This is a genomic window from uncultured Adlercreutzia sp., from assembly GCA_910585575.1.
GTDB lineage: Bacteria > Actinomycetota > Coriobacteriia > Coriobacteriales > Eggerthellaceae > Adlercreutzia.
In genome coordinates this window covers 1-20,166 of the sequence record CAJUFS010000047.1, presented here as the reverse complement: position 1 = coordinate 20,166, position 20,166 = coordinate 1, and the positions used below count along the sequence as shown (strand labels likewise).

Sequence of the window (20,166 nt, the reverse complement as noted above, 5' to 3'; positions counted from 1 at the left end):
TGATCGAGGATGCGCGCAGCCAGGCCATCACCATCGCCTCCGAGCAGGAAATCGTGCGCATCTCCCAGCAGCAGGCCGACACCATTCTGGCCGATGCCCGCGAGCTGGAGCGTCAGACCCGCGCCGGTGCCGAAGACTACGCCGATGAGGTGTTCGGGCACATCGAGCAGAGCCTCGACACCCTGCTCAACAACACGCGCCGCTGCCGTGATCGCCTTAACGCCACGTCCATTAACGTGCGCTAGGAATTCGGCAAGCATATCAGCACTTCAGGGGCGCGCCACCAAGGCGCGCCCTTCGTTTTCAAAGGAGGGTTTCCATGGAAGCCGTGAAGATTCATCTGCCTCAGGAATTGTTCGAGTCCGCCGAGATGCGCCCTTATGAGGGCACGGTTTCGTGCGACCGCCTGGAGGCTGGCCCCGACACTTACACGTTCGAGGGCCCCATTGCCTGGTCCGTGGACATTACCAATACGGGGGATGCCCTGCTGGTTATGGGCAAGGCCCAGGCCCAGGCGGTCACCCAGTGCGCCCGTTGCCTGGAGGACGTTGCCTACGATCTTTCGGGCGACATCGAGGGCTATTACCTTATTGGTGGCGAGGAAGCTGAGGCGCCCGAGGATATGGAAGACGACGAGTTCGATTACGTGCCCGACAATCACGTGATCGATATCGCGCCGCTTATCGAGCAGGCGCTGCTGCTCGAGTTGCCGCTGGTGCCCCTCTGCGACGATGACTGCAAGGGCCTGTGCCCCCAGTGCGGCAAGAACTTGAACGAGGGGCCCTGCGATTGCGATGATAAGGCCTCATCGGCCGAGGACAATCCTTTCGCCGCCCTTAAGAACCTCCATTTCGACGACTAGGCATTCAACATCCTCGTAACGTTGAGCGGCAGGGCGGTTACGCTTTCGCCGACCTTGCTCCTTAGTGTTTTACCGTAGAGGCAGACACGAGGAACGCGCAAGGAGGCGATGATGGCAGTGCTCGACGGAAGCCAGGTAGTCCGCCATGGCCTCTTTGCGCTTGTGGTGGGTGCCGTGGGGGCGGTGGCCTCGGTGGTGCTGTGCCTGCTGGTGAACTTCGCCTACGGGGTGGTGGTGGCCCACGGCTGGCTGCTGTACGCCTTGCCGGTGCTGGGCGTGGTCAGCCTTCTTTTATACCGTGCGCTGAAGCTGCCCCTCGATACCACCACGCATACGGTGGTCACGGACATTCGCGAGGACCGCGAGATCTCTCCCAGCCTTGCCCCCGGCATTCTTCTTGGCACGGCACTTTCTATACTGGGCGGCGCTTCGGTGGGCAAGGAGGCCGGTGCCCTTCACATGGGTGCCTCGCTGGGCGATCTGGTGGGGCGCCCCTTCAAGCTGCGCTCGGTTTGGAAGGCCGATCAGGTCGCCTCCGACGGTGGCCGCACGGGCATGAACGCCTATGCGGCTTCGGTGGGTATGGCGGCGGCCTTCTCGGCGCTGTTCTTCGCCCCGCTGGGATCGGCGGCTTTTGTGGTGGAGCTGTCCCGCTATAAGCGCGAAGTGGTGAAGCATTTGCCCACCATGCTCATTGCTTGCTTTGTGGCCTGGGCCGGGGCCAGCTTGGTGGGCATCGGCGATATTATTCCGAAAGTAGCACTTCCGACCCTCACCTGGCCCATCGTAGGGCAGTGCATTGTCATTGCCGTGTGCTGCTCGGTGGTAGGTGCGCTGTACATCAAGGCCATTGACGGCTTGCAGCAGGCAACGAAACGCCTTTCTACCAACTATTACGCCTGGGTGGCTCTGGGCGGCGTGATCATGATAGTGCTGGTGACGCTCTTCGGCTGGCAGGCCTTCGAGGGCACGGGCGGCAACCAGCTAGCTCTGGCTTTGGCGGGAAAACAGGAAACCTGGGCCTTCGCCATCAAGGCGCTTCTGACTATCATCTGCCTGGGACTTTGGTTCCGCGGCGGCGAGATTATGCCCACGTTCACGGTCGGCGCGCTTCTGGGCGCCTCTTGCACGGTTATGACCGGGGGAGATGCCGGCTGGTCGGCGGCTGTGGGCCTCGTGGCCTTCTTCGCGTCCATGAGCCGTTGTCCTCTGGCCGCCTTCCTTACGGGATGCGAGATCTTCGGTTGGACCGGGGCGCCGCTGTTCGCATTGGGCACTGTGGTCTCCTTCAGTCTCGGCCGCGATGTGGGGTATTATGGCGAAGGCGCCACCTCGGTGCTGCGCCAGACCATCGGCCATTGGCGCAATTTGAAGAGGTCGTGACCGTTGGCGAATTTGGGGATATTTCCCCTTGCAGGGGCTTCAAGGCTTCGGTATCATATCAGATCGTGCGTTTACACATGAAGTTGTGAACGGCACCCGTCGTTCCAGCTATAGAAGGAGTAATCGAGATGGCAGTACCTAAGCGCAAAATGGGTCGCGCCCGCACCCATGCCCGTCGCAGCACCAATGACAAGATTTCCATGCCCGCCCGCTCCATTTGCCCGCAGTGCGGCGAAGTGAAGCTGCCCCACCGCGTGTGCGGCAACTGCGGCTACTACCGCGACCGCGAGGTCATCGAGACCGAGTAGCTTGTCCTTATGCTGTTGACGATCATGCGAGGTGAATGCATCTCGCATGGTGTCGGCAAAGCCTCCTCGCATGCCAAGCGTCACGCTGGTTTGCCAGGGGGCTTTTTGGCTATATAAATGTAGCGCCCAGGGGCCTGCCCGCCGATGGGCAGGGCAGGCCCCTGGGCCCGATCATCTCTTGAAGTAAGGAGAAGCTGTGACCACACCCGTCACTATCGCCGTCGACGTTATGGGCGGCGACCGAGGGCCCGAAGTTGTTTTGCGCGGCGCGCTCCAGGCGCTTGAGGCCGACCCTCAGCTCCATGTGGTGCTCGTCGGCCCCGCTGAGCACGTCGAGCCTTTCGCGGCCGCCCACGACCGCGCCCGTGCCCAGGTAGCCACCGAGGTTATCGAGATGGGCGAGCATCCCGCCGGGGCGGTGCGCGCCAAGAAGGATTCCTCCATCGTGGTAGGGTGCCGCCTGGTGAAGGAGGGCGCCGTGGCCGGCTTCTTCTCCGCCGGCTCGACAGGGGCCTGTCTGGCCGCCGCCACCTTGGTGGTGGGCCGCGTGAAGGGCGTGAAGCGCCCGGCCCTCGGTCAGATTCTTCCCGCCTATGCCCGTCCCACCATGCTCATCGATGTAGGGGCCAATGCCGATTGCAAGCCCGAGTACCTGGTGCAGTTCGCCCAGATGGGCGTGGCCTACATGGAGGCGCTCATGGGGGTCGCCCGTCCCCGGGTGGGCCTGCTCAATATCGGCTCCGAGGACACCAAGGGCGACGCCTTCGCTCAGGAGGCCTACGGGCTTTTGTCCAAGCAGGTGCCCCAGTTCGCGGGCAACTGCGAGGGGGGCAACCTCATGGCTGGCGATTTCGACGTGGTGGTCACCGATGGCTTTACGGGCAATGTGTGCTTGAAAACCATCGAAGGCACCGCGAAGACCCTGTTCAAATACGTGAAAGACGGCCTTATGTCCACGGCTCTGTCCAAGGTGGGCGCCCTTCTGGTGAAGGGCAGCCTGGGCGAGCTGAAAGAGAAGCTCTCGCCCGACACCTACGGCGGCACGCCGCTCCTTGGCGTGAAGGGCGCCGTCATCGTGGGCCATGGCTCCTCTAACGAGACGGCCGTGAAAAACGGCATTTTGGTGGCAGCCGAAACGGCCCGCGCCGACGTGGCCGGCATTATCGCCTCGCTGGTAGGCGCCGGTGCGGCCAAGGCTTCAGCTAACAAGACCGCGGACGCGACGTCCGACCATATCGACAACGCTGCGCAGAAAGGGGAGGCCTCGGCCTCGGATGCCCAATGACGCTCACCCAGGAGCAAGAAACGAAGCTGGCCCGGGCCCAGGAGATCATCGCCCATGACTTCCGCAACACCCAGTACCTGCTTTCGGCCATTACCCACCCTTCGGCCACCGAGGGGCGCGCGGTGAAGTACTCCTACGAGCGCCTGGAGTTTCTGGGCGACTCCATTCTGGGTGCCATTGTGGCCACCACGGCTTTCCATCGCTTCCCTGATCTGGACGAGGGCGGCCTCACGCGCATCAAGGTGGCATTAGTATCGGGCGCCAGTCTTTCCGACGCTGCTGAGAAGCTGGGCTTTGCCGACATCATTGTGTTCGGCTCTTCCGAGACGGGCACCGGGCGTCGCGGCCTTCACTCGGCCCTGGAGAACGTCTACGAGGCCGTGGTAGCGGCCCTGTATTTGGACGGCGGCCTGCCGGCGGCCTCGGCCTTTGTCGACCGTACGCTCATTCCGCGCATGTCGCTCGATTTGGCCCGCGAGCCGGAAAACCCCAAGAGCGCGCTGCAGGAAAAGTTGCAAGAGGGCGGCATCACCCCCACCTACAAGTTGGTGGAAACCCAGGGTCCTCCGCACGACCGCACCTTCGTGGCCCAGGTGTACGCCGGCGACAAGGGCTTGGCCCAGGGTGTCGGCCGCACCAAGAAAGAGGCCGAGAGCCAGGCGGCGAAGTCCACACTGGCGCGCCTGTCCGAGTTCTTCGGCATCGGCATTACCGAGGAGCAGGCGGCCGAGAAGGCCGCGGCGCGTGCCGAGGAGAAGGCGGCCCGCGCTGAAGAGAAGGCCGCGGCCCGCGCTGCTCGCGCCGAGGAGAAGGCGCGCAAGAAGAACGAGCGCGATGCCGCGAAGAGGAAGCAGGACTAAGGCCCATGCATCTGAAATCCCTCGTGCTCAAGGGCTTCAAGTCCTTCGCCGATCGCAGCGTTTTGTCTTTAGAGCCAGGCATTACGGCCATCGTGGGCCCCAACGGCTCGGGTAAGTCCAATATTTCCGATGCGGTCCTGTGGGTGCTGGGCGAGCGCAACGCGAAGAACCTGCGCGGCCAGGCCATGGAGGACGTCATCTTCGCCGGCTCCTCGGCGCGCAAGGCCACGGGTCTGGCCGAGGTTGACCTGGTGCTCGACAACTCCGACGGCACCCTGCCGGTGGATTACGACGAAGTGGCCGTGACGCGTCGCATGTACCGCAACGGCGAGAGCGAGTACCTCATCAACGGCACGGTGGCGCGCCGCATGGACGTGCTCGACATCCTTCACGATTCGGGCTTGGGCACGGGTACCCACTCCATTATTTCCCAGGGGTCGCTCGATTCCATCCTTCAAAGCAAGCCGGAGGATAGGCGCGCGCTCATCGAGGAGGCGGCCGGCGTCCTTAAGCACAAGCAGCGCAAAGCGAAAAGCGAGCGCAAGCTTGCCAGCATGGATCAGCACTTGCTGCGCGCCCGTGACGTGGTGGGCGAGGTGGCCCGTCAGCTGGGTCCTTTGGAGCGCAAGGCGAAAAAGGCCCGCACCTATCAGGAGCTGGCTGGTCAGCAGGCCGAACTTGCCTTGAGCATTGCCGTAGACGACCTGCGCACTCTCCAGGCCCAGTGGGAGGCGGCTCAGCAGCAGGAGTCCGCGTTGGTAGCCGATATGGAGGAAAAGCGCGCCGCCATCGAAGCCGCCGAGAAGGCTGTCGAGGAGCTCCAGGAGCGCATTCGCGTGGAAACCCTGGACGCGGGCGACTTGTCCCGGCGCCATCGCGCGGCGGCCGCTGCCGTCGAGCGCTTCGATTCCACGGTCATGATGGTGCGCGAGCGCCGGCGCGGCGCCTTGGCCCGCGCGGCCGAGTTGGAGCTTTCCCTGGAAGCCAATGCGGTGAAGGCCGCCGAGGCCGTGGCCGAGCTGGAACGGGCGCGCGAGCTGTTCGAGGAGGCGCGCGTCGAGCGCGAGACGGCCGAGAAAACCGTGGCCGATCTCGAGTTGGTCTACCGCGACCTGGGGGTGAAGCGCGGTGCGCTCGAGCGCGAGTTCAACGCCCTGGGCAAGGACGCCGAGCGATTCGTGCGCGAGCGCGAGACGGCCCAGCGCAAGCAGGCTTCCAGTCAAGAGGCCCTTACCCATGGCCTGGCCCATGTCCAGGTCATCGAGAGCCACGGGGCTGAACTGGCGCTGGAGCTGGAGCGCGCCCAGGCCGAGGCCGAAGAGGCGGCTGCGGCGGCGGGGGAGGCTCAAGGTGCTTTGGAGTCCCTGACGGCCGACGAATCGGCGGCCCGCCAGGCCGTGGGTACGGCACTGCAATCCCGCGACGCCGCCCGCGCGGCCTTCGACGAGGCGCGCGACGCCCATCGTGCCCTGGAGGTGGAAATTGCCACGCTGGAGGAGGTGGAGCGCACCAGCGCCGTCTCGGCCGGCGAAGCGCGGGCCTGGCTGGTAGAGCACGCCGATGAGCTGCTGGGCCTGTGCGAGCCGCTGTCCCATGTGGTGCACGCCAACCCGGGTTTCGAGGCTTTGGTGGAAACGCTGCTCGGCGGCGATGTGGCCACGCTTTTGGTGGAGAGCCCCGCCGCCGTCGAGGCCATTGTCGGCCAGTTGAACGCCGTGGAGGCTGAGGGTGAGGCGGTGTTCCTCATTCGCGACGACGCCAGTCCGGCGCGCAGTCGCGGCGTGGCGCTCTTGTGGCAGGAACGCGCCACGGGCGACGAAGGCGTGCCTCTGGTCGACGAGTTGTCCTTCCCGCGTGAGGCCCAAGGCGCCGTTGAGGCCCTGCTGGGCGATGTGGTGGTGTGCCCCACCCTGGACGATGCCCTGGCGGCTCACAGCCGCGACGCCTTTGGAGTGCGCTTCGCCACGCCCGACGGCTCGGTGGTATGGCCCTCGGGCAAGGTGTCCGTGGGCGCCTCGGTTATCGACGAGGGCACGGGCGTGCTTGCCCGTGTGCGGCGCTTGGAAGAGCTGCGCGGCCAGCTGGGGGCGGCCCTGATGGCCATGGAAAAGGCCGAGGAGGCCCATCGTCTGGCCGAGGAAGCCCTGCGTGCCGCCCAGGCCACCAGCTTGGAGCTGTCCCAGCAGCTGGCGGCTTTGAAGGGTCGCGCCCAAGCGGTCCGCGATGCCGCCGACGGGGCGGCCGAGAAGCTGGGGGCCACGCGTCGTGAGCTGGAGGGCGTGGAGCGTCAGCGCCAGGAGGCCGAGGCTATCATCTCCGAGGCGCGCCCGAATGTGGAGAACCTCGAGAAGCAGATTACCGACCTTACCCAGCAGATCGATGCGGCCAAGCAGAAGCAGGATGCCATCCAGGAAGAGCTGGCGCCTTTGCGCCGCGAGGCCCATAAGGTGGCCGACAAGCTGTCCGAGGCGAAGCTGGCCGCCGCCACCCTGGTGGAGCGCACCACCTACGCCGAGCGCGTGCGCGACGCCCGCGAACGCGATCTGGCATCGCTTTCGCAGCAAAGCGACGAGGCCCGGGCTTCTTTGAAGGTGAAGCGCGTGTCCGCCGCCCGTTTGGAGCCGCTGCTGGTGCTCTTTGACGAGCTGACCCGCTCGGCCCAGCGCTGGACCCAGTCCCTCGAGGAACAGGCCGCGGCGGCCCAGGACTCCTCTACGGGCTTGCACGCCTCGGTCGCAGAGGCGCGCCAGAAGGCCCATGAGGCCCATGCGCTCTTCGACGGTGTTACCGAGCGCCTCTCCGAGGCCCGTGTGCAGAAGGGACGCTTGGAGCTGCAGGTAGAGGCGGCCATCAACCACATTACCGCCGACTGCAAGACGCCTTTGGAGACGGCCCTGGCCACACCGCCCTTGGAGAACCGTCCCGAGGTGGAGGACGCGCTGTTCAAGATCAACCGTCGCATTGCCAACCTGGGCACCATCAATCCCGATGCGGCCGAGGAATACGACGAGCTGAAGGTGCGCTACGACTACCTGGCTGCCCAGCTGGAGGATCTCGACAGCGCCCGCAAAGCTCTGGCGAAGATCAACCGCGTCATCGACGCCCGCATGAAGGACGACTTCATCCGTACCTACGAAACAGTGAACGCGAACTTCCAGGAGATCTTCGCCACGCTGTTCCCGGGCGGCAACGCCAACTTGTCGCTGGTGGACCCCGATGATCTGGAAAACACCGGCGTGGAAGTGAACGCCCAGCCCAAGGGCAAGCGCATTGCCAAGATGATGCTGCTTTCCGGTGGCGAGAAATCGCTGACGGCTCTGGCGCTTCTGTTCGCCGTGTACCGCATCCGCTCCACGCCGTTCTACATCCTCGATGAGGTGGAGGCGGCGCTGGATGACTCGAACCTGCGTCGTCTGGCGGCCTACATCAACACGCTGCGCGACGAGACCCAGCTCATCATGATCACCCACCAGCGCCGCACCATGGAAATGGCCGATGTGCTGTTCGGCGTGTCCATGCAAGGCGACGGCGTCACCAAGGTCATCAGCCAAAAGCTCGACCAGGCCCTCAAGCACGCAGAATAGGGTAGCGGCTCGGAGTGAGACGGCCAATCAGACGGTTGGCCGTCTCACTCTTTCGGCGCCCCCAAACCTTACGGCAACCTTACGGATATGGAGGGGGTGTGGGGGAAATGGGCCATTTGCCCGCTGTTTTGGGCGAAATAGCATCAAATTGGTAATGCTGACCAAACCGTGACCTGCGTTCTTGCAACAAACCGCTATACTTCAGTCGTTTGTGAAGTTGCGCCTCGAGGGGCGCTGACCTAGGAGCAACGTTTCGGTGTTCGATACCATGGCCTCGCAAGTGACGAACCTCTCGTTCGTCGACATATTCAACATCTGCGTTTTTATCACGTTCACCATTTGCTATACCTATCAGCTTTACTACGTGCTGGTGGTGCTCACGCGCAAGGCTCCTAAGCGCGTAGCGAAGCGCAATCACCGCTACGCAGTCATGGTGGCGGCCCGCAACGAGGAAACGGTCATCGCCGACCTTATCCACTCTATCAAGGTGCAGAAGTACCCGGCCGAGCTCATCGACATCTTCGTCATTGCCGACAACTGCACTGACAACACCGCGCAAGTGGCCCGTGAGGCCGGCGCCATTGTGTTCCCCCGTCAGAACGACAAGCTGGTGGGGAAGGGCTACGCCCTCGATTACGGTCTGAAGGCCATCTGGGAGCAGTACGCCGATCGCGATTACGAGGCCTACTTCGTGTTCGACGCCGACAACGTGCTCGACGTGAACTACTTCCGCGAGATGAACGCCACGTTCGATGCCGGCGCTCAGGCTTCCACGTCCTATCGCAACTCAAAGAACTTCGGCAGCAACTGGATTTCCGCCGGCTACGGCGTGTGGTTCCTGCGCGAGGCCAAGTTCCTGAACCAGGCGCGCCTGACGCTGAACACCTCCTGCGCCGTATCGGGCACGGGCTTTTTCATTGCCGCCGATATTCTGAAGAAGGCGGGCGGCTGGAAGTGGCACCTGCTCACCGAGGACATCGAGTTCTCGGCCTCGTCCATCATCGACGGCGTGCGCATCTCCTATTGCCCCACGGCCATCCTCTACGACGAGCAGCCCATCACCTTCCGTGATTCCTGGAACCAGCGCTTCCGCTGGGCCAAGGGCTTCTACCAGGTGTTCGCCCATTACGCCGGCGGCCTGGTGAAGGGCGCGGTCACCAACCCTCGCGGTTACCGCTTCGCCTGCTACGACATGCTCATGACCATCGCCCCCGGCATGCTGCTGTCCATCATCTCCATCATCTTCAACTCGGTCATTGTGGCCCTGGCCCTGTCTGGCGCCATGTCGACGGGCGTGGCCGTGGCCAGCTCGCTGTCCTCCATTTTCTTCTGCCTGTTCAACTATATTGTGTTCATGTTCGTCTTCGGCGTGCTCACCACCTTCGTGGAGTGGGATTCCATCCGCACCACCACGGCGAAGAAGGTGCGCTACATGTTCACCTTCCCGTTCTTCATGCTCACCTACATCCCCATCGCGCTCATTGCGCTGGTGAAGAAGGCGGCCTGGAAGCCTATCAAGCACTCCATTTCCGTGGATGTGGCGGAGTTCTCCGAAGTGGAGGGCGCGCGCCTGACAAAGTAGCGAATCTTCGCACGCTTTCTCATTTTCGTTGTTTTTGAGGGGGCCCCGCTTGGCGGGGCTCTTTTTATGCGCGAGCGAAGGTGAGTCCGTAGAGTGCGTCGGCACCTGCGTGGCGCAGGGCCGTTGCGGCGGCGTAGAGCGTTGAGCCGGTGGTGCACACGTCGTCGATGATGATGAGCACTGGCGGCACGGACGCGCCGGGCACCACGCTCAGGCTGTTACTCGCGTTGGCGGCGCGCTCGCGTCGCGTGAGGAGTCGCTGGTCCCGATGGCTCGGCACCGCGAGCAGCGGAGCGACCGGAAGGCTCGTTTCCTGCGCGAGCGCTTGGGCCAGGAGAGCGCCATGGTCGAAGCCGCGGCGCCGCCGGGCGGCAGCCGTGGCGGGTATGTATGCCAAAGCGGGGGCGTTCTGGTACCAAGAAGGGGGAATGTAGGGTTCCATGAGCGCTGCCAGGTCGTGAGCGAGCCGTTGCTCTCCCTGATCTTTGTAGGTGGTGACGAGGCGGCGCGAGCGGCCCGTAAGCACGACGGCGCTCGCCATGGCGTCGAGGGGGAAGCGGTCGTAGCCCGCGCTGGCGGTCATGACGCCAGTGCACTCGGTGCACTGAACGAGCCCGTAGGGTGCGCCGCAACGAGGGCAGGCGGTAAGGGCGTCGATGAAGGGAAGCTGGCGCCGGCACGTGGAGCAGAGGGGAAGCCCTGGGGCATCGCAAAGGGCGCAGCGCGTAGGCCAGAGGGTTTCGGCCAGGGCCTCGCAGAGCAGCGTGCGTGCTTTGGCGAGCGCAGGGCGCAGTGAGGTGGGTGAGGGCGCGGCGTCGTTCATAGGGTCAGCCTCAGGGATCGGTGCCGCTCGCAAGTCGCCGCTTTGTCGGAGCTGCTTCGCCGTTCCTTCGCCCGTACACTCCCATGAGCGTCCGCAACAGCGAAGGTTCTCTGGGCTTTTTCTGTCTGAGGAGCCCCATCTGATACACTAGGGCGTGCTTCTTTCGGGTCTGTAGTTGCGGAGGCGCACACGCCTCCTAGTCCATGGCAGATGCGGTCGAAAGGATCCACGTAAGCGGCGGCCTTCGGGCCAAGGTGAGCATGGCGTATCCTAGAGGTAAGTCGCACCGCCCGCAAACACTATCGCGGCACCGACGTCGCGACGGGCGAGAGGGTGATGAGCGCAAGCAAAAGCCCCCGTGCGCGAGTGTGGGGTCAAAGACTAGGTCAGTCGGAAGAAGCGTACCGTTAGGCGTTATACGGAGGACTACGTGAAAAAGAAGTTCGCTCTTGCCTTGGCGGCCACGATGGTTGCCTGCATGATGTTCGTTCTTGCCGGCTGCTCCGGCTCGAACGATTACCGCCCCGCATTGAAGTCTGCCGAGGTGGCTCCGCCCACGATCGGCGAAGAGGGCACCTTGCGCGTGGGCGTGAATACCGAGAATCCGCCGCTCGCGGGTATGGGCTCCGGTAAGATTATCGGCATCGACGTCGATATCGCCGCGGCCATTGCCGACGAGCTGGGCCTGAAGATCTCCATCGTCGACGTGGGATCCGATCCGGCTTCCGCGCTGGCCGACAACAAGGTCGACATTGTCATGGGCATCGACAACGCCAACGCCGAGAGTGATTTCTGGGTGTCGCCGTCCTACTTGCCCACGGGCATTGCCGTGTTCGCTACGAGCCCTGACGCGGGCATTCCCACCGCGGGCTCCGATGCCACCTTTGCGGCTCAAACTTCTTCGAAGAGCGCCTGGGCCGTCAGCAACGAGTTCGGTGAAGACGCGCTGAAGTCCACCGATAGTCTCAGCGACGCCTTTACGGCTCTGCAGAACGGCGAGGTGCAGTATGTGGCCGCCGATGCCATCATCGGTCTGTACGCAGCCCACGGCGCGAACGACGGCCAGGGGATGGACGTGTCCATCGTGGCCATGCTGACGAAACCGAGCGGCTACAGCATGGGGGTTGCCACCGACAACACGGACCTGCAGACGGCGGCGGGCGACGTCCTGACCCGTTTGGTGGAGGACGGCACCGTCGACGTTATCGAGCGCAAGTGGCTGGGTGCCAGCGTGGCCCTCGATAGCCTCACCGTGATCGGTGATGCTTCCAGCACGGCGGACTCCGGCTCTGACGAGGGCTCCTCCGATTCCGGCGACACGGGCGACGGCACGGGCGATGATGCGAGCGACGGCGCCTCCGACGAGGGCACTTCTGACGAGGAGACCTCGGGCGATACGGGCGAGGGCGACGGCACCGAGAGCGGTACCGACGATAGCGATGCTGGCGTGGGCACGGTGCCCGGCATGGAGGACGGCGGCGAGGACACCGGCGACGGCACGGAATAGCCCTCGGGCGCTACCGCGTAGCTCTTACAAAGAGACGGCCCCCGGAAGTTCTGAACTTCCGGGGGCCGTTTGCGTTGCGTGCTGAAAGAGGCGTTAGCTAAGGAAGTCATCGAGGATCTCGGCCTCGGCCTCCTCCTCGGTAAGGCCCAGCGTCATGAGCTTCACGATCTGGTCGCCGGCGATCTTGCCGATGGCGGCCTCGTGCACGAGCATGGCGTCCTCGCTGGCCGCCTCGATGCCGGGAATGGCCTTCACCTTGGCGTTGCCCATGATGATGGCATCGCACTGCACGTGGCCGCGGCACGCGCACTCGCCGATGACCAGCGGGTTGAAGATCTGCACGGAGTCGTCCTGCGCCACGGAGCGGGAAATGACCTGCACGCTGGAGCCCTCGCCCTTCAGCTCCACTTTCATGTTGGACACGGCCGTTTGGGTGCCGTGGGTGAGCAGCTTCTCGGTAAGCACTAGCTTGGCGTTGGCGCCCAGCTCGGCGTTGGTGTCGCGCTCGGTAGAGGTGACACCGCGCAGCTGCACCATCTCCATCTCGCAGGAGGAGCCCTCCTCCATGTAGACGTTGGTGGTGGGGTTCAGGATGCGCTCGCCGGTGCCCTCGCCTTCGCCGTAGTGCTTCTCCACGTAGCGCACGCGGCTGTTCTTGCCCAGGTAGAAGCTGTGAATGCCGTCGTGCTCGGAGGCGTCGTGGGAATCGTTGTGAATGCCGCAGCCGGCAATAATGGTGACATCGCAGTCGTCGCCGATGTAGAAGGTGTTGTACACCACGTCCTTCAGGCCGCTCTTCGTGACGATGACGGGAATGTACACCGTCTCGCCCTTGGTGCCGGGCGCGATGCGGATGTCGATGCCGGGGTTGTCGGTCTTGGTCTCGATATCGATGTAGGCCGACGAGTGGCGCTCTACCAACTCGCCGTCCTTGCGGATGTTGAAGGCGCCCTTGGGCATGCCGTGCATGCTGGCAATCTCCTCCAGCAGGTTCTCGTCGATAGGGGAAAGGTCTACAGCCATGATTGCTCCTAGCAAGTGGTGGGGATTTCGGTGAGGTGCAGCTCGGTGGGAACCGACAGCGGGCAGCCGTGATCGTCGAGGCTGCGGGCGGCGAAGCCCAGCTGCGGCATGAGCTCGGCCGGGGTGCCCGTGGCCGCCACTTTGCCGGCCTGCAGAAGCACGATCTCGTCGGCCAGCGAGATGATGCGCTCCTGGTGCGAGATGATGACGATGGAGCGGCCGTCGCGGGCCTCGTGGATGTCGCGGAACGTCTCGGTGAGGCGGTCGAAGCTCCACAGGTCGATGCCGGCCTCGGGCTCGTCGTAGATGGCGAGCTTTGGGTCGCGGGCCAGAATAGTGGCGATCTCGATGCGCTTCACCTCGCCGCCCGACAGGGACTTGTCCACTTCGCGGGTAAGGTAGCTGGCCGAGCACAGGCCCACCTTCGACAGGTACTCGTTGCAGGCCAGCATGGGCAGCTTCTTGCCGGCGGCAATGTCCAGCAGCTTCTTCACCTTCATGCCGCGGAAGCGGGCCGGTTGCTGGAAGCCGTAGCCGATGCCCAGACGGGCGCGCTCGGTGATGGACAGGTTCGTGATGTCCTGGCCGTCGAACTCGATGGTGCCGCTCGTGGGCTCTTCGATGCCCATGATGAGCTTGGCCAGGGTGGACTTGCCGCCGCCGTTGGGGCCCGTGATAACCGTGAAGCGGTCGTCGGGGATGGTCAGCGACAAGTCGTCGATGATGCGCTTGGTGCCGCCGTCATCGGCCGGTACCTCGAACACCAGGTTCTTCAGTTCAAGCATGGATTACTCCGTCTCTCGTCTCGGAAGCTCGTCTTTGCTTTTCGGGCTGATTATAGCGAAACTGATCCTCTTCGCGGAGAAATAATAACGACACCATGAAGGATGCAGGGAATGTCGAGCGCCTTGGTAGAATAGGGGAAACGAAAACGAAGGGACCGCTATGACCGATTTTGCAACCATGGCCGCTGCCTGCGGCTTTTCCTGGGAAAGTTCCGAGCCGGTGGCCGAGGTGGAGGGTACGGTTCACGTGCTGCGCCATCGCGCATCGGGCGCGCGCCTCATGTGGATTGAGAACGACGATGCCAACAAGGCCTTCTCCATTACCTTCAAAACGCCGGCCGCCGACGACACGGGGGTCTTTCATATCTTGGAGCACTCGGTGCTGTGCGGCTCCAAGAAGTACCCGGTAAAGGAGCCGTTCGTCAACCTGCTGAAAACCTCCATGCAGACGTTCCTGAACGCCATGACGTTCCCGGACAAGACCATGTACCCGGTGGCTTCCACGAACGAGCAGGATCTTGAGAACCTCATGGACGTGTACTTGGACGCGGTGTTCCACCCCGACATCTACCGGCGCCCGCAAATCTTCCAGCAGGAAGGCTGGCACTGGGAAGTCGAGGGCCAGGGGGAGGACCGCTCGCTTGTGTACAACGGCGTGGTCTACAACGAGATGAAAGGCGCGCTGTCCGACCCCGATTCGGTGCTCTACGACACGCTGTCGGCGGCGCTGTTCCCCGACACCACCTACCGCTTCGAGTCCGGTGGCACGCCCGAGGCCATTCCGAGCCTGACCTACGAGGGCTTTCTGGACAACCATCGCCGCCATTACCGCCCCGACAACGCCTACCTGATTCTGTACGGCAATATGGACATCGAGCGGTTCCTGGGCTTTATCAACGAACACTACTTGGCGCCCTTGGCCGAGGAGGCGTCGACCCAGGCAGGGGAGCCGAACCCCCTGGCGCTCCAGGCGCCCGTGGTGTGCGAGCTGAAGCGCACTGCCATGGCTACCGCGCCGGAAAACGCCTGCGCGGCCGTGGGCTATGTGGCCGGTTGCGCGGTCGACCGCGAGCGTCTGATTGCCACGGACATTCTCATCGATGCTGTCCTCGGTTCCAACGAGGCGCCGCTCAAGCGCGCCCTGCTGAACGAGGGCGTAGCTGACGATGTGGTGGCCTACCTGGCCGACGCCATTGCCCAGCCCTTTGCCATGGTGTGCCTGAAGGGCGCCAAGGAGGGGGCGGCCGAGCGCCTGAAAGCGGTGGTGGCTCGCGAGGCGGCGCGCCTTGCCGACGGCGCTCTCGATCACGAGCTCGTGGCGGCTGCGCTCTCCCATGCGGAATTCGTCATGCGCGAGCGCAACTTCGGCTATCCCGACGGGGTAGTGCTGTCCATGAGCGTCATGGCCGGGTGGCTCTACGACGACAAGGACCCTGCGGCCTATCTGCGCTACGAGGACGCCTTCGCTGATTTGCGCGCGAAGCTCGACGAGGGCTACTTCGAGGCGCTGCTGCGCTCGCTGTTCCTGGAGAACGACCACTGGGCTTGTGCCGAGGTGGTTCCCACAACGGCCGATGAGAACGCGCCCGAGCAGGCCGAGGAGGCTGCGGTGGCCGCCGCACTGGAAGACGTGGGCGGCTTCGATGCCGTCCAGTCCCAGGTAGACGCGTTGCGAGAGGCCCAGGAAGCGCCCGACGACCCGGCGGCCGTGGCGAAGCTGCCCCAGCTGACCCGCGCCGACATCGGCCCCGCCCCGGCCGAGGAGCCGTGGGAGGTGACGGAGGTGGCTGGTATGACGTGCCTGCGTCACCATATCTCTACGCGCGGCATTGCCTACGCCTATCGCTACTTCTCCTTGGACGGCGTCGCCTTCGAGGAGCTGCCCTACGTCACGGTGCTTGCCTTTGTGCTGGGCAAGCTCGATACAGCGCGCCATACGGCCGCCGAGCTCGACACCCTGGTCCAGGCCCGTCTGGGCAACCTGGGCTTCGGCTGCGAGGTGCATGAGGACGCGCAGAATCGCGAGCGTCTTGCGCCGATGGTGGTGGCGGGCGCCTCGGCCCTGTCCGAGAACGTGGAGTGGACGGTGAGTCTTGTGAATGAAGTGCTCACCGAGACCGACTTCTCCGACACGGCCCGCATTCGCGATATTCTGGCTCAGTGGCGCTTGGCGCTGGAGCAGTCCTTCGCCAGCTCGGGCCATACGGCGGCCATGGCCCGCGTGGCGTCCTACTATCTGCCGGCCGGGGTGCTGCGCGAGGCGCTCGGCGGCGTGGATTTCTACCGCTTCCTGAAGGAGCTGCTCGAGCATTTCGACGAGCGCGCGGCCGATCTGTCGGCCAAGCTGGCCGCGCTGGCGCATCGCCTGTTCGTCGACGGGGGCTGCACGCTTTCCTTTGCGGGCAGCGACGACGATCTGGCGCGTTTCGCGGCGGCCGAGCCGGCCCTGGGCGGCACGGCGGCCCCGGCGGCGCTTACGGTGCCCACGCCGGTCAACCGCCACGAGGCTTTCGCGGTGCCGGCCGACGTGGTGTTCTGCGCCGCTGGCTGGGATCGCTCGCTGCTGGGGCTGCCCTATGACGGCACCTGGCTTCTGGCGGCCCGCATTCTTTCCTATGACTACCTATGGACCGAGGTGCGCGTGAAGGGCGGTGCCTATGGCGCTGGCTTTAAGACCCTGCGCACGGGATCGAGTCGCTTCTACTCTTATCGCGACCCGCGCATCGACGAGACGCTGGCGCGCTTCGGGGCGGCGGGTTCGTGGCTGGCGGCCACCTTCGCCCCCACCGAGGCCGAGATGGACGGCTATGTGGTGTCCACGACGGCGTCCCTTGATGCGCCGGCCAAGGCCCGCGAGCTTCTGCGTCGCCAGGACGCGCTCTACTTCGCCGGCGCCACCTTGGCTGACCGGGCTGCGGTGCGCGCCCAGGTGGTAGCCGCCACTCTGGCGGACGTACAGGCCCTGGGGCCGGCGGTGGATGCCCTGGCCGATCAGGGGCTGTCCTGCGTCTTTGGCAGCCGCGACATCATTGCCGAGTCGAAGGAAGGCTTCACCGTCGTCGATTTGGTGGGGTAGGGCGGTTTGTGCGGAATCGGCGATGGCCGACCTCGTACGTTATAATAGGCACTCGCGAATGAAAGGAATCAGCCCTATGACGAAGGAGCGGCAGTTCTCCCATATCACGGTTTCGGCTGACGAAGACGACGATATCGTCATCCAGGCGGGCATTGTCGAGGCACCGGCCGATGAGCCGCCCGTTGCTCCGCCGGCTCCGTCGGAGCCCGTGGCTGTCGAGGTCGGGGAGGCCGAGGAGGGGCCTGCGGCTTCCGTTTCCCGAAGCGCTGTTGTTGCTGAGGAGCCGGTGGCGCCCGCGCCCGCGCGTCCCGACGACGGTTATCGCGAGACAACGCTCGAGGACATCGAGAGCTCCAAGATGAACTCGGTGCAGAAGGCCGTCATTGTTGTGGCTCTTCTGGGCATTGTGGCCTTCGTGGTCTGGTTTCTCGTAGCACGCTAGCAAGGACAGCCATTCTGAGTAACGAAGCCCCAAACGAGAAAGACGAATTATGGCGAAAAAGCTCCACCGCACTCCCGACGAATTCGACGGCAACGCCATCGGCCTGACCGAGGCGTTCTCGCCCGTATCCGACGACAGCTATACCGAGGCATTTCGCCCCGTCGACGGCTCCTTCGACGAGCCGGAGCCCGACGAGGCGTCCGACTTCGCAGAAGAGGCGCTCGTCGCCGAGGAAGAGAGCTTCGGAGCCGAGGCCGTCGCTTCGGAAGAGGCCGAGCTGCCTGCATCCATGGCCGTGCACATCACTGAGACGCCGGGCGCGAAGCCGGCCGCCAAGAAAGGCGGCGGCCGCCATGCCCGTCATGCGGCTCCCGACGATGGCGCTAAAAAGGGCAAGAAGGCGAAGAAGGGCAAGGACATGCCCGAGTACATGCGGAAGTCCCGCCGCATGCGCCGCATCCTCATCGTCGTTATCCTTCTGCTGATCGTGCTTTTGGGCGCCATGAGCTATTTCGGCATCCAAATGTACAAAGAGTCGGGCCACACCGCCGTGCAGCAGGCGAAAACCGCCGAGCAGCAGGTGACGGAAATCCAGCCCGACGAGGCCAAAGACGCTTCCACGGAAACGGTGAAAACCACGACCGTGCCCGATCTGGTGTCGCTGCTGGGCCTGACCCAGGACGAGGCGGTAGAGAAGCTGCAGCACGGGGCGCAGGTGTCCAGCACCCGCGAGGTGAAGGAGAAGGGCAATCCCATTCGCCAGGAATCGCGCGTTGCCCTGACCACTGAGCCGGCGGACAGCCGCACGGGCACGCCCACGGTGTACCTGGGGCTGAACAAGAAGGGCAAGATCATTCAGGCGGGCTATTCGGCCTCGACGGCTTCTCTCGGCTACGGGGCTCTCAGCTTCAAGAACGCTATCGAGGATCAGAATATCATCGAGAAGACCTTGGCCGAGGCGGGGCTTTCCCTGCCCGAAGGAGCGGTGACGCTGCCCGAGGACTCCGACGAGTACACGACCTACGATAGCGACGGGCGCACCGTGGCCAAGGAGTATTGCTCGTTCTCGGGCGAGGCCACCATGGATGACGCCACTTACAGCTGGTCGGCGGTGCTGTCCTACGACTACGCCATGGCCAACGCCTCCAGCAATCTGGCCGACACGGTTCGCACGATCTTCATCTATGTGAACTCGTAGCATTCCCGTGTTTCGCCTGTTCCTACGGGACGGACGGATATGTTGGGGCTGTGGCTCCGACAAACCCGTGGCGCTGCCCCTTACTTTAGGTACGGCGCACCGCGAAAGCTGTTGGGTCCAAAGGTGGGACTACTCGAGGCGTCTGTCGGACCTTTGCTGACCTCTTCGGACGCATAAGTGCGAAAAAATGCTTGCAATGCGTAGGGAAGGGATGTATAGTAATCAGGCTGTGTAATCAAGTGAAGGCTTTCCGGCCTTCCACCTGGTTCGGCGCCTTCGGGTTGCTGATGGGTTCCACGCATAACGAACCATAGTTGTGTGCAAACCCGCCGCGTGCCCTGGGCCCGGCGGGTTTTTATGTGTGCAAACACAGAAGGAGGTGAGCACGATAGCTGCTCAAGAGCCCCGGCTCAACGACGCGATCACTACGCGTGAGTGCCGTCTGATCGATTTCGACGGGAACCAGATGGGCGTGTATCCCACGGCCCAGGCCCAGCGCATCGCCGACGACATGAACCTCGATCTGGTCGAGATTGCCCCCAACGCCGATCCGCCGGTCTGCCGCATTATGGACTACGGTAAGTTCAAGTACGATCAGGCCATCAAGGCGAAGCAGGCGCGCAAGAACCAGAACAAGATCGAAGTCAAGGAAATGAAGTTCCGCCCGAAAATTGATATCGGGGACTACACCACCAAGAAGAAGCATGTTCTTCGCTTCCTCGAGGCCGGCAACAAGGTGAAGATCACCATCATGTTCCGCGGTCGCGAGATGGCCCATCCCGAGCAGGGTCTTTCCATCCTCGAGCGTCTTGCCGACGACTTGAAGGATGTGGCGGTCATCGAGAACCAGCCCAAGATGGAGGGCCGCAACATGCACATGCTCATCGCTCCTCTGCCTGCATCGGCTAAGAAGAAGAAGGAAACCAAGAACGACGAAGGAAAGGACAACTAATGCCCAAGATGAAGACCCATCGCGGTACCGCCAAGCGCGTCCGTGTGACCGGTTCCGGCAAGCTTATGCGCGCCAAGGCCTACAAGAGCCACATCATGACCAAGAAGAGCCAGAAGCGTAAGCGCAACTTCCGTCACGAGACCGAGGTTGCCCCCGCCGACACCAAGGTCGTCAAGCGTCAGCTCGGCCTTCGCTAGTATTTGTTTCCAAGGAGTGATTAAGATATGCCTCGTGTAAAGCGTTCCGTTCATGCCCGCAAGAAGCGTCGTACCGTCCTCAATCGTGCGAAGGGCTACTATGGCGCGAAATCCCGTTCCTACCGTGCTGCGAAGGAGCAGGTGCAGCATTCGCTTCAGTACATGTACCGCGATCGTCGCAACAAGAAGCGCGAGATCCGTCGTCTGTGGATCACCCGCATCAACGCGGCTGCCCGCCTGAACGGCCTGTCCTACTCGGTGTTCATGAACGGCCTGAAGAAGGCTGGCATCGAGCTAGA

General features: G+C 63.7%; 17 protein-coding genes and 1 pseudogene. 15 read left to right on the top strand and 3 right to left on the bottom strand.

Annotated elements, in window-relative coordinates:
- The 8 genes and pseudogenes from QZ307_RS07520 to QZ307_RS07485 form a co-directional block, all read left to right on the top strand.
- Positions 1-245, top strand: a pseudogene (locus QZ307_RS07520) (ATPase); the annotation flags it as partial.
- 74 nt (positions 246-319) lie between these two features.
- Positions 320-862, top strand: coding sequence for a DUF177 domain-containing protein (locus QZ307_RS07515; RefSeq protein WP_295998044.1), 543 nt, complete (start codon positions 320-322; stop codon positions 860-862).
- A 111-nt stretch (positions 863-973) separates the two neighbouring features.
- Positions 974-2,245, top strand: coding sequence for a chloride channel protein (locus tag QZ307_RS07510; RefSeq protein ID WP_295998042.1), 1,272 nt, complete (start codon positions 974-976; stop codon positions 2,243-2,245).
- Between the two features lie 128 nt (positions 2,246-2,373).
- The gene (gene rpmF, locus QZ307_RS07505; RefSeq protein ID WP_275207518.1) at positions 2,374-2,553 is read left to right on the top strand and encodes a 50S ribosomal protein L32; all 180 of its coding nucleotides are present in this window, start codon (positions 2,374-2,376) and stop codon (positions 2,551-2,553) included.
- Positions 2,554-2,749: 196 nt separating this feature from the next.
- Positions 2,750-3,838 (top strand): phosphate acyltransferase PlsX, encoded by a 1,089-nt coding sequence (plsX, locus tag QZ307_RS07500; protein ID WP_295998038.1) that lies wholly within the window; start codon positions 2,750-2,752, stop codon positions 3,836-3,838.
- Positions 3,835-4,698 carry a ribonuclease III gene (gene rnc / locus QZ307_RS07495; protein ID WP_295998035.1) on the top strand — a complete coding sequence of 288 codons (864 nt, stop codon included), beginning with the start codon at positions 3,835-3,837 and terminating at the stop codon, positions 4,696-4,698. The genes plsX and rnc overlap by 4 nt, the downstream gene beginning before the upstream one ends.
- A 5-nt stretch (positions 4,699-4,703) precedes the next feature.
- Complete coding sequence (gene smc / locus QZ307_RS07490) at positions 4,704-8,282, top strand: chromosome segregation protein SMC (protein ID WP_295998031.1); 3,579 nt, start codon at positions 4,704-4,706, stop codon at positions 8,280-8,282.
- Positions 8,283-8,538: 256 nt separating this feature from the next.
- On the top strand, positions 8,539-9,864 hold the full coding sequence (locus QZ307_RS07485; protein WP_295998027.1) for a glycosyltransferase family 2 protein: 1,326 nt from the start codon (positions 8,539-8,541) through the stop codon (positions 9,862-9,864).
- Positions 9,865-9,928: 64 nt separating this feature from the next.
- Here the strand turns inward: QZ307_RS07485 and QZ307_RS07480 are convergent, their stop codons facing one another.
- Positions 9,929-10,687: a double zinc ribbon domain-containing protein gene (locus QZ307_RS07480; protein WP_295998021.1), complete on the bottom strand. Its 759-nt coding sequence runs from the start codon at positions 10,685-10,687 to the stop codon at positions 9,929-9,931.
- Between the two features lie 430 nt (positions 10,688-11,117).
- Here QZ307_RS07480 and QZ307_RS07475 point away from each other — a divergent pair, with 430 nt between their 5' ends.
- Positions 11,118-12,194, top strand: a complete 1,077-nt coding sequence (locus tag QZ307_RS07475) for an ABC transporter substrate-binding protein (RefSeq protein ID WP_295998018.1) — start codon at positions 11,118-11,120, stop codon at positions 12,192-12,194.
- 93 nt (positions 12,195-12,287) lie between these two features.
- On the opposite strand, the gene QZ307_RS07470 is transcribed toward QZ307_RS07475, so the two are convergent.
- Both QZ307_RS07470 and QZ307_RS07465 read right to left on the bottom strand, forming a co-directional pair.
- Positions 12,288-13,217, bottom strand: coding sequence for a SufD family Fe-S cluster assembly protein (locus QZ307_RS07470; protein ID WP_295998015.1), 930 nt, complete (start codon positions 13,215-13,217; stop codon positions 12,288-12,290).
- An 8-nt stretch (positions 13,218-13,225) separates the two neighbouring features.
- The gene (locus tag QZ307_RS07465; protein ID WP_295998013.1) at positions 13,226-14,002 is read right to left on the bottom strand and encodes an ATP-binding cassette domain-containing protein; all 777 of its coding nucleotides are present in this window, start codon (positions 14,000-14,002) and stop codon (positions 13,226-13,228) included.
- A gap of 160 nt (positions 14,003-14,162) precedes the next feature.
- Here QZ307_RS07465 and QZ307_RS07460 point away from each other — a divergent pair, with 160 nt between their 5' ends.
- The 6 genes from QZ307_RS07460 to rplT form a co-directional block, all read left to right on the top strand.
- A complete protein-coding gene (locus QZ307_RS07460) occupies positions 14,163-17,078 on the top strand; it encodes an insulinase family protein (protein ID WP_295998004.1) in 2,916 nt (971 codons plus the stop codon).
- 76 nt (positions 17,079-17,154) lie between these two features.
- Positions 17,155-17,520 carry an SURF2 Surfeit locus protein 2 gene (locus QZ307_RS07455; protein WP_295998001.1) on the top strand — a complete coding sequence of 122 codons (366 nt, stop codon included), beginning with the start codon at positions 17,155-17,157 and terminating at the stop codon, positions 17,518-17,520.
- A gap of 49 nt (positions 17,521-17,569) precedes the next feature.
- Positions 17,570-18,718 (top strand): histone-lysine N-methyltransferase, encoded by a 1,149-nt coding sequence (locus tag QZ307_RS07450; RefSeq protein ID WP_295997996.1) that lies wholly within the window; start codon positions 17,570-17,572, stop codon positions 18,716-18,718.
- Positions 18,719-19,097: 379 nt separating this feature from the next.
- Positions 19,098-19,670, top strand: a complete 573-nt coding sequence (gene infC, locus QZ307_RS07445; RefSeq protein WP_275207551.1) for a translation initiation factor IF-3 — start codon at positions 19,098-19,100, stop codon at positions 19,668-19,670.
- Positions 19,670-19,867 (top strand): 50S ribosomal protein L35, encoded by a 198-nt coding sequence (rpmI, locus tag QZ307_RS07440; RefSeq protein WP_275207552.1) that lies wholly within the window; start codon positions 19,670-19,672, stop codon positions 19,865-19,867. The genes infC and rpmI overlap by 1 nt, the downstream gene beginning before the upstream one ends.
- A gap of 27 nt (positions 19,868-19,894) precedes the next feature.
- On the top strand, positions 19,895-20,166 hold a 272-nt coding region (gene rplT / locus QZ307_RS07435; protein WP_295997991.1), incomplete at its 3' end, for a 50S ribosomal protein L20.

Excerpts from the sequence above, each read along its gene's own strand:
- QZ307_RS07515 (WP_295998044.1), top strand. The coding sequence starts at position 320 with ATGGAAGCCGTGAAGATTCATCTGCCTCAGGAATTGTTCGAGTCCGCC.
- QZ307_RS07510 (WP_295998042.1), top strand. The coding sequence starts at position 974 with ATGGCAGTGCTCGACGGAAGCCAGGTAGTCCGCCATGGCCTCTTTGCG.
- rpmF (WP_275207518.1), top strand. The coding sequence starts at position 2,374 with ATGGCAGTACCTAAGCGCAAAATGGGTCGCGCCCGCACCCATGCCCGT.
- rnc (WP_295998035.1), top strand. The coding sequence starts at position 3,835 with ATGACGCTCACCCAGGAGCAAGAAACGAAGCTGGCCCGGGCCCAGGAG.
- smc (WP_295998031.1), top strand. The coding sequence starts at position 4,704 with ATGCATCTGAAATCCCTCGTGCTCAAGGGCTTCAAGTCCTTCGCCGAT.
- QZ307_RS07480 (WP_295998021.1), bottom strand. The coding sequence starts at position 10,687 with ATGAACGACGCCGCGCCCTCACCCACCTCACTGCGCCCTGCGCTCGCC.
- QZ307_RS07470 (WP_295998015.1), bottom strand. The coding sequence starts at position 13,217 with ATGGCTGTAGACCTTTCCCCTATCGACGAGAACCTGCTGGAGGAGATT.
- QZ307_RS07465 (WP_295998013.1), bottom strand. The coding sequence starts at position 14,002 with ATGCTTGAACTGAAGAACCTGGTGTTCGAGGTACCGGCCGATGACGGC.
- QZ307_RS07460 (WP_295998004.1), top strand. The coding sequence starts at position 14,163 with ATGACCGATTTTGCAACCATGGCCGCTGCCTGCGGCTTTTCCTGGGAA.
- QZ307_RS07455 (WP_295998001.1), top strand. The coding sequence starts at position 17,155 with ATGACGAAGGAGCGGCAGTTCTCCCATATCACGGTTTCGGCTGACGAA.
- QZ307_RS07450 (WP_295997996.1), top strand. The coding sequence starts at position 17,570 with ATGGCGAAAAAGCTCCACCGCACTCCCGACGAATTCGACGGCAACGCC.
- rpmI (WP_275207552.1), top strand. The coding sequence starts at position 19,670 with ATGCCCAAGATGAAGACCCATCGCGGTACCGCCAAGCGCGTCCGTGTG.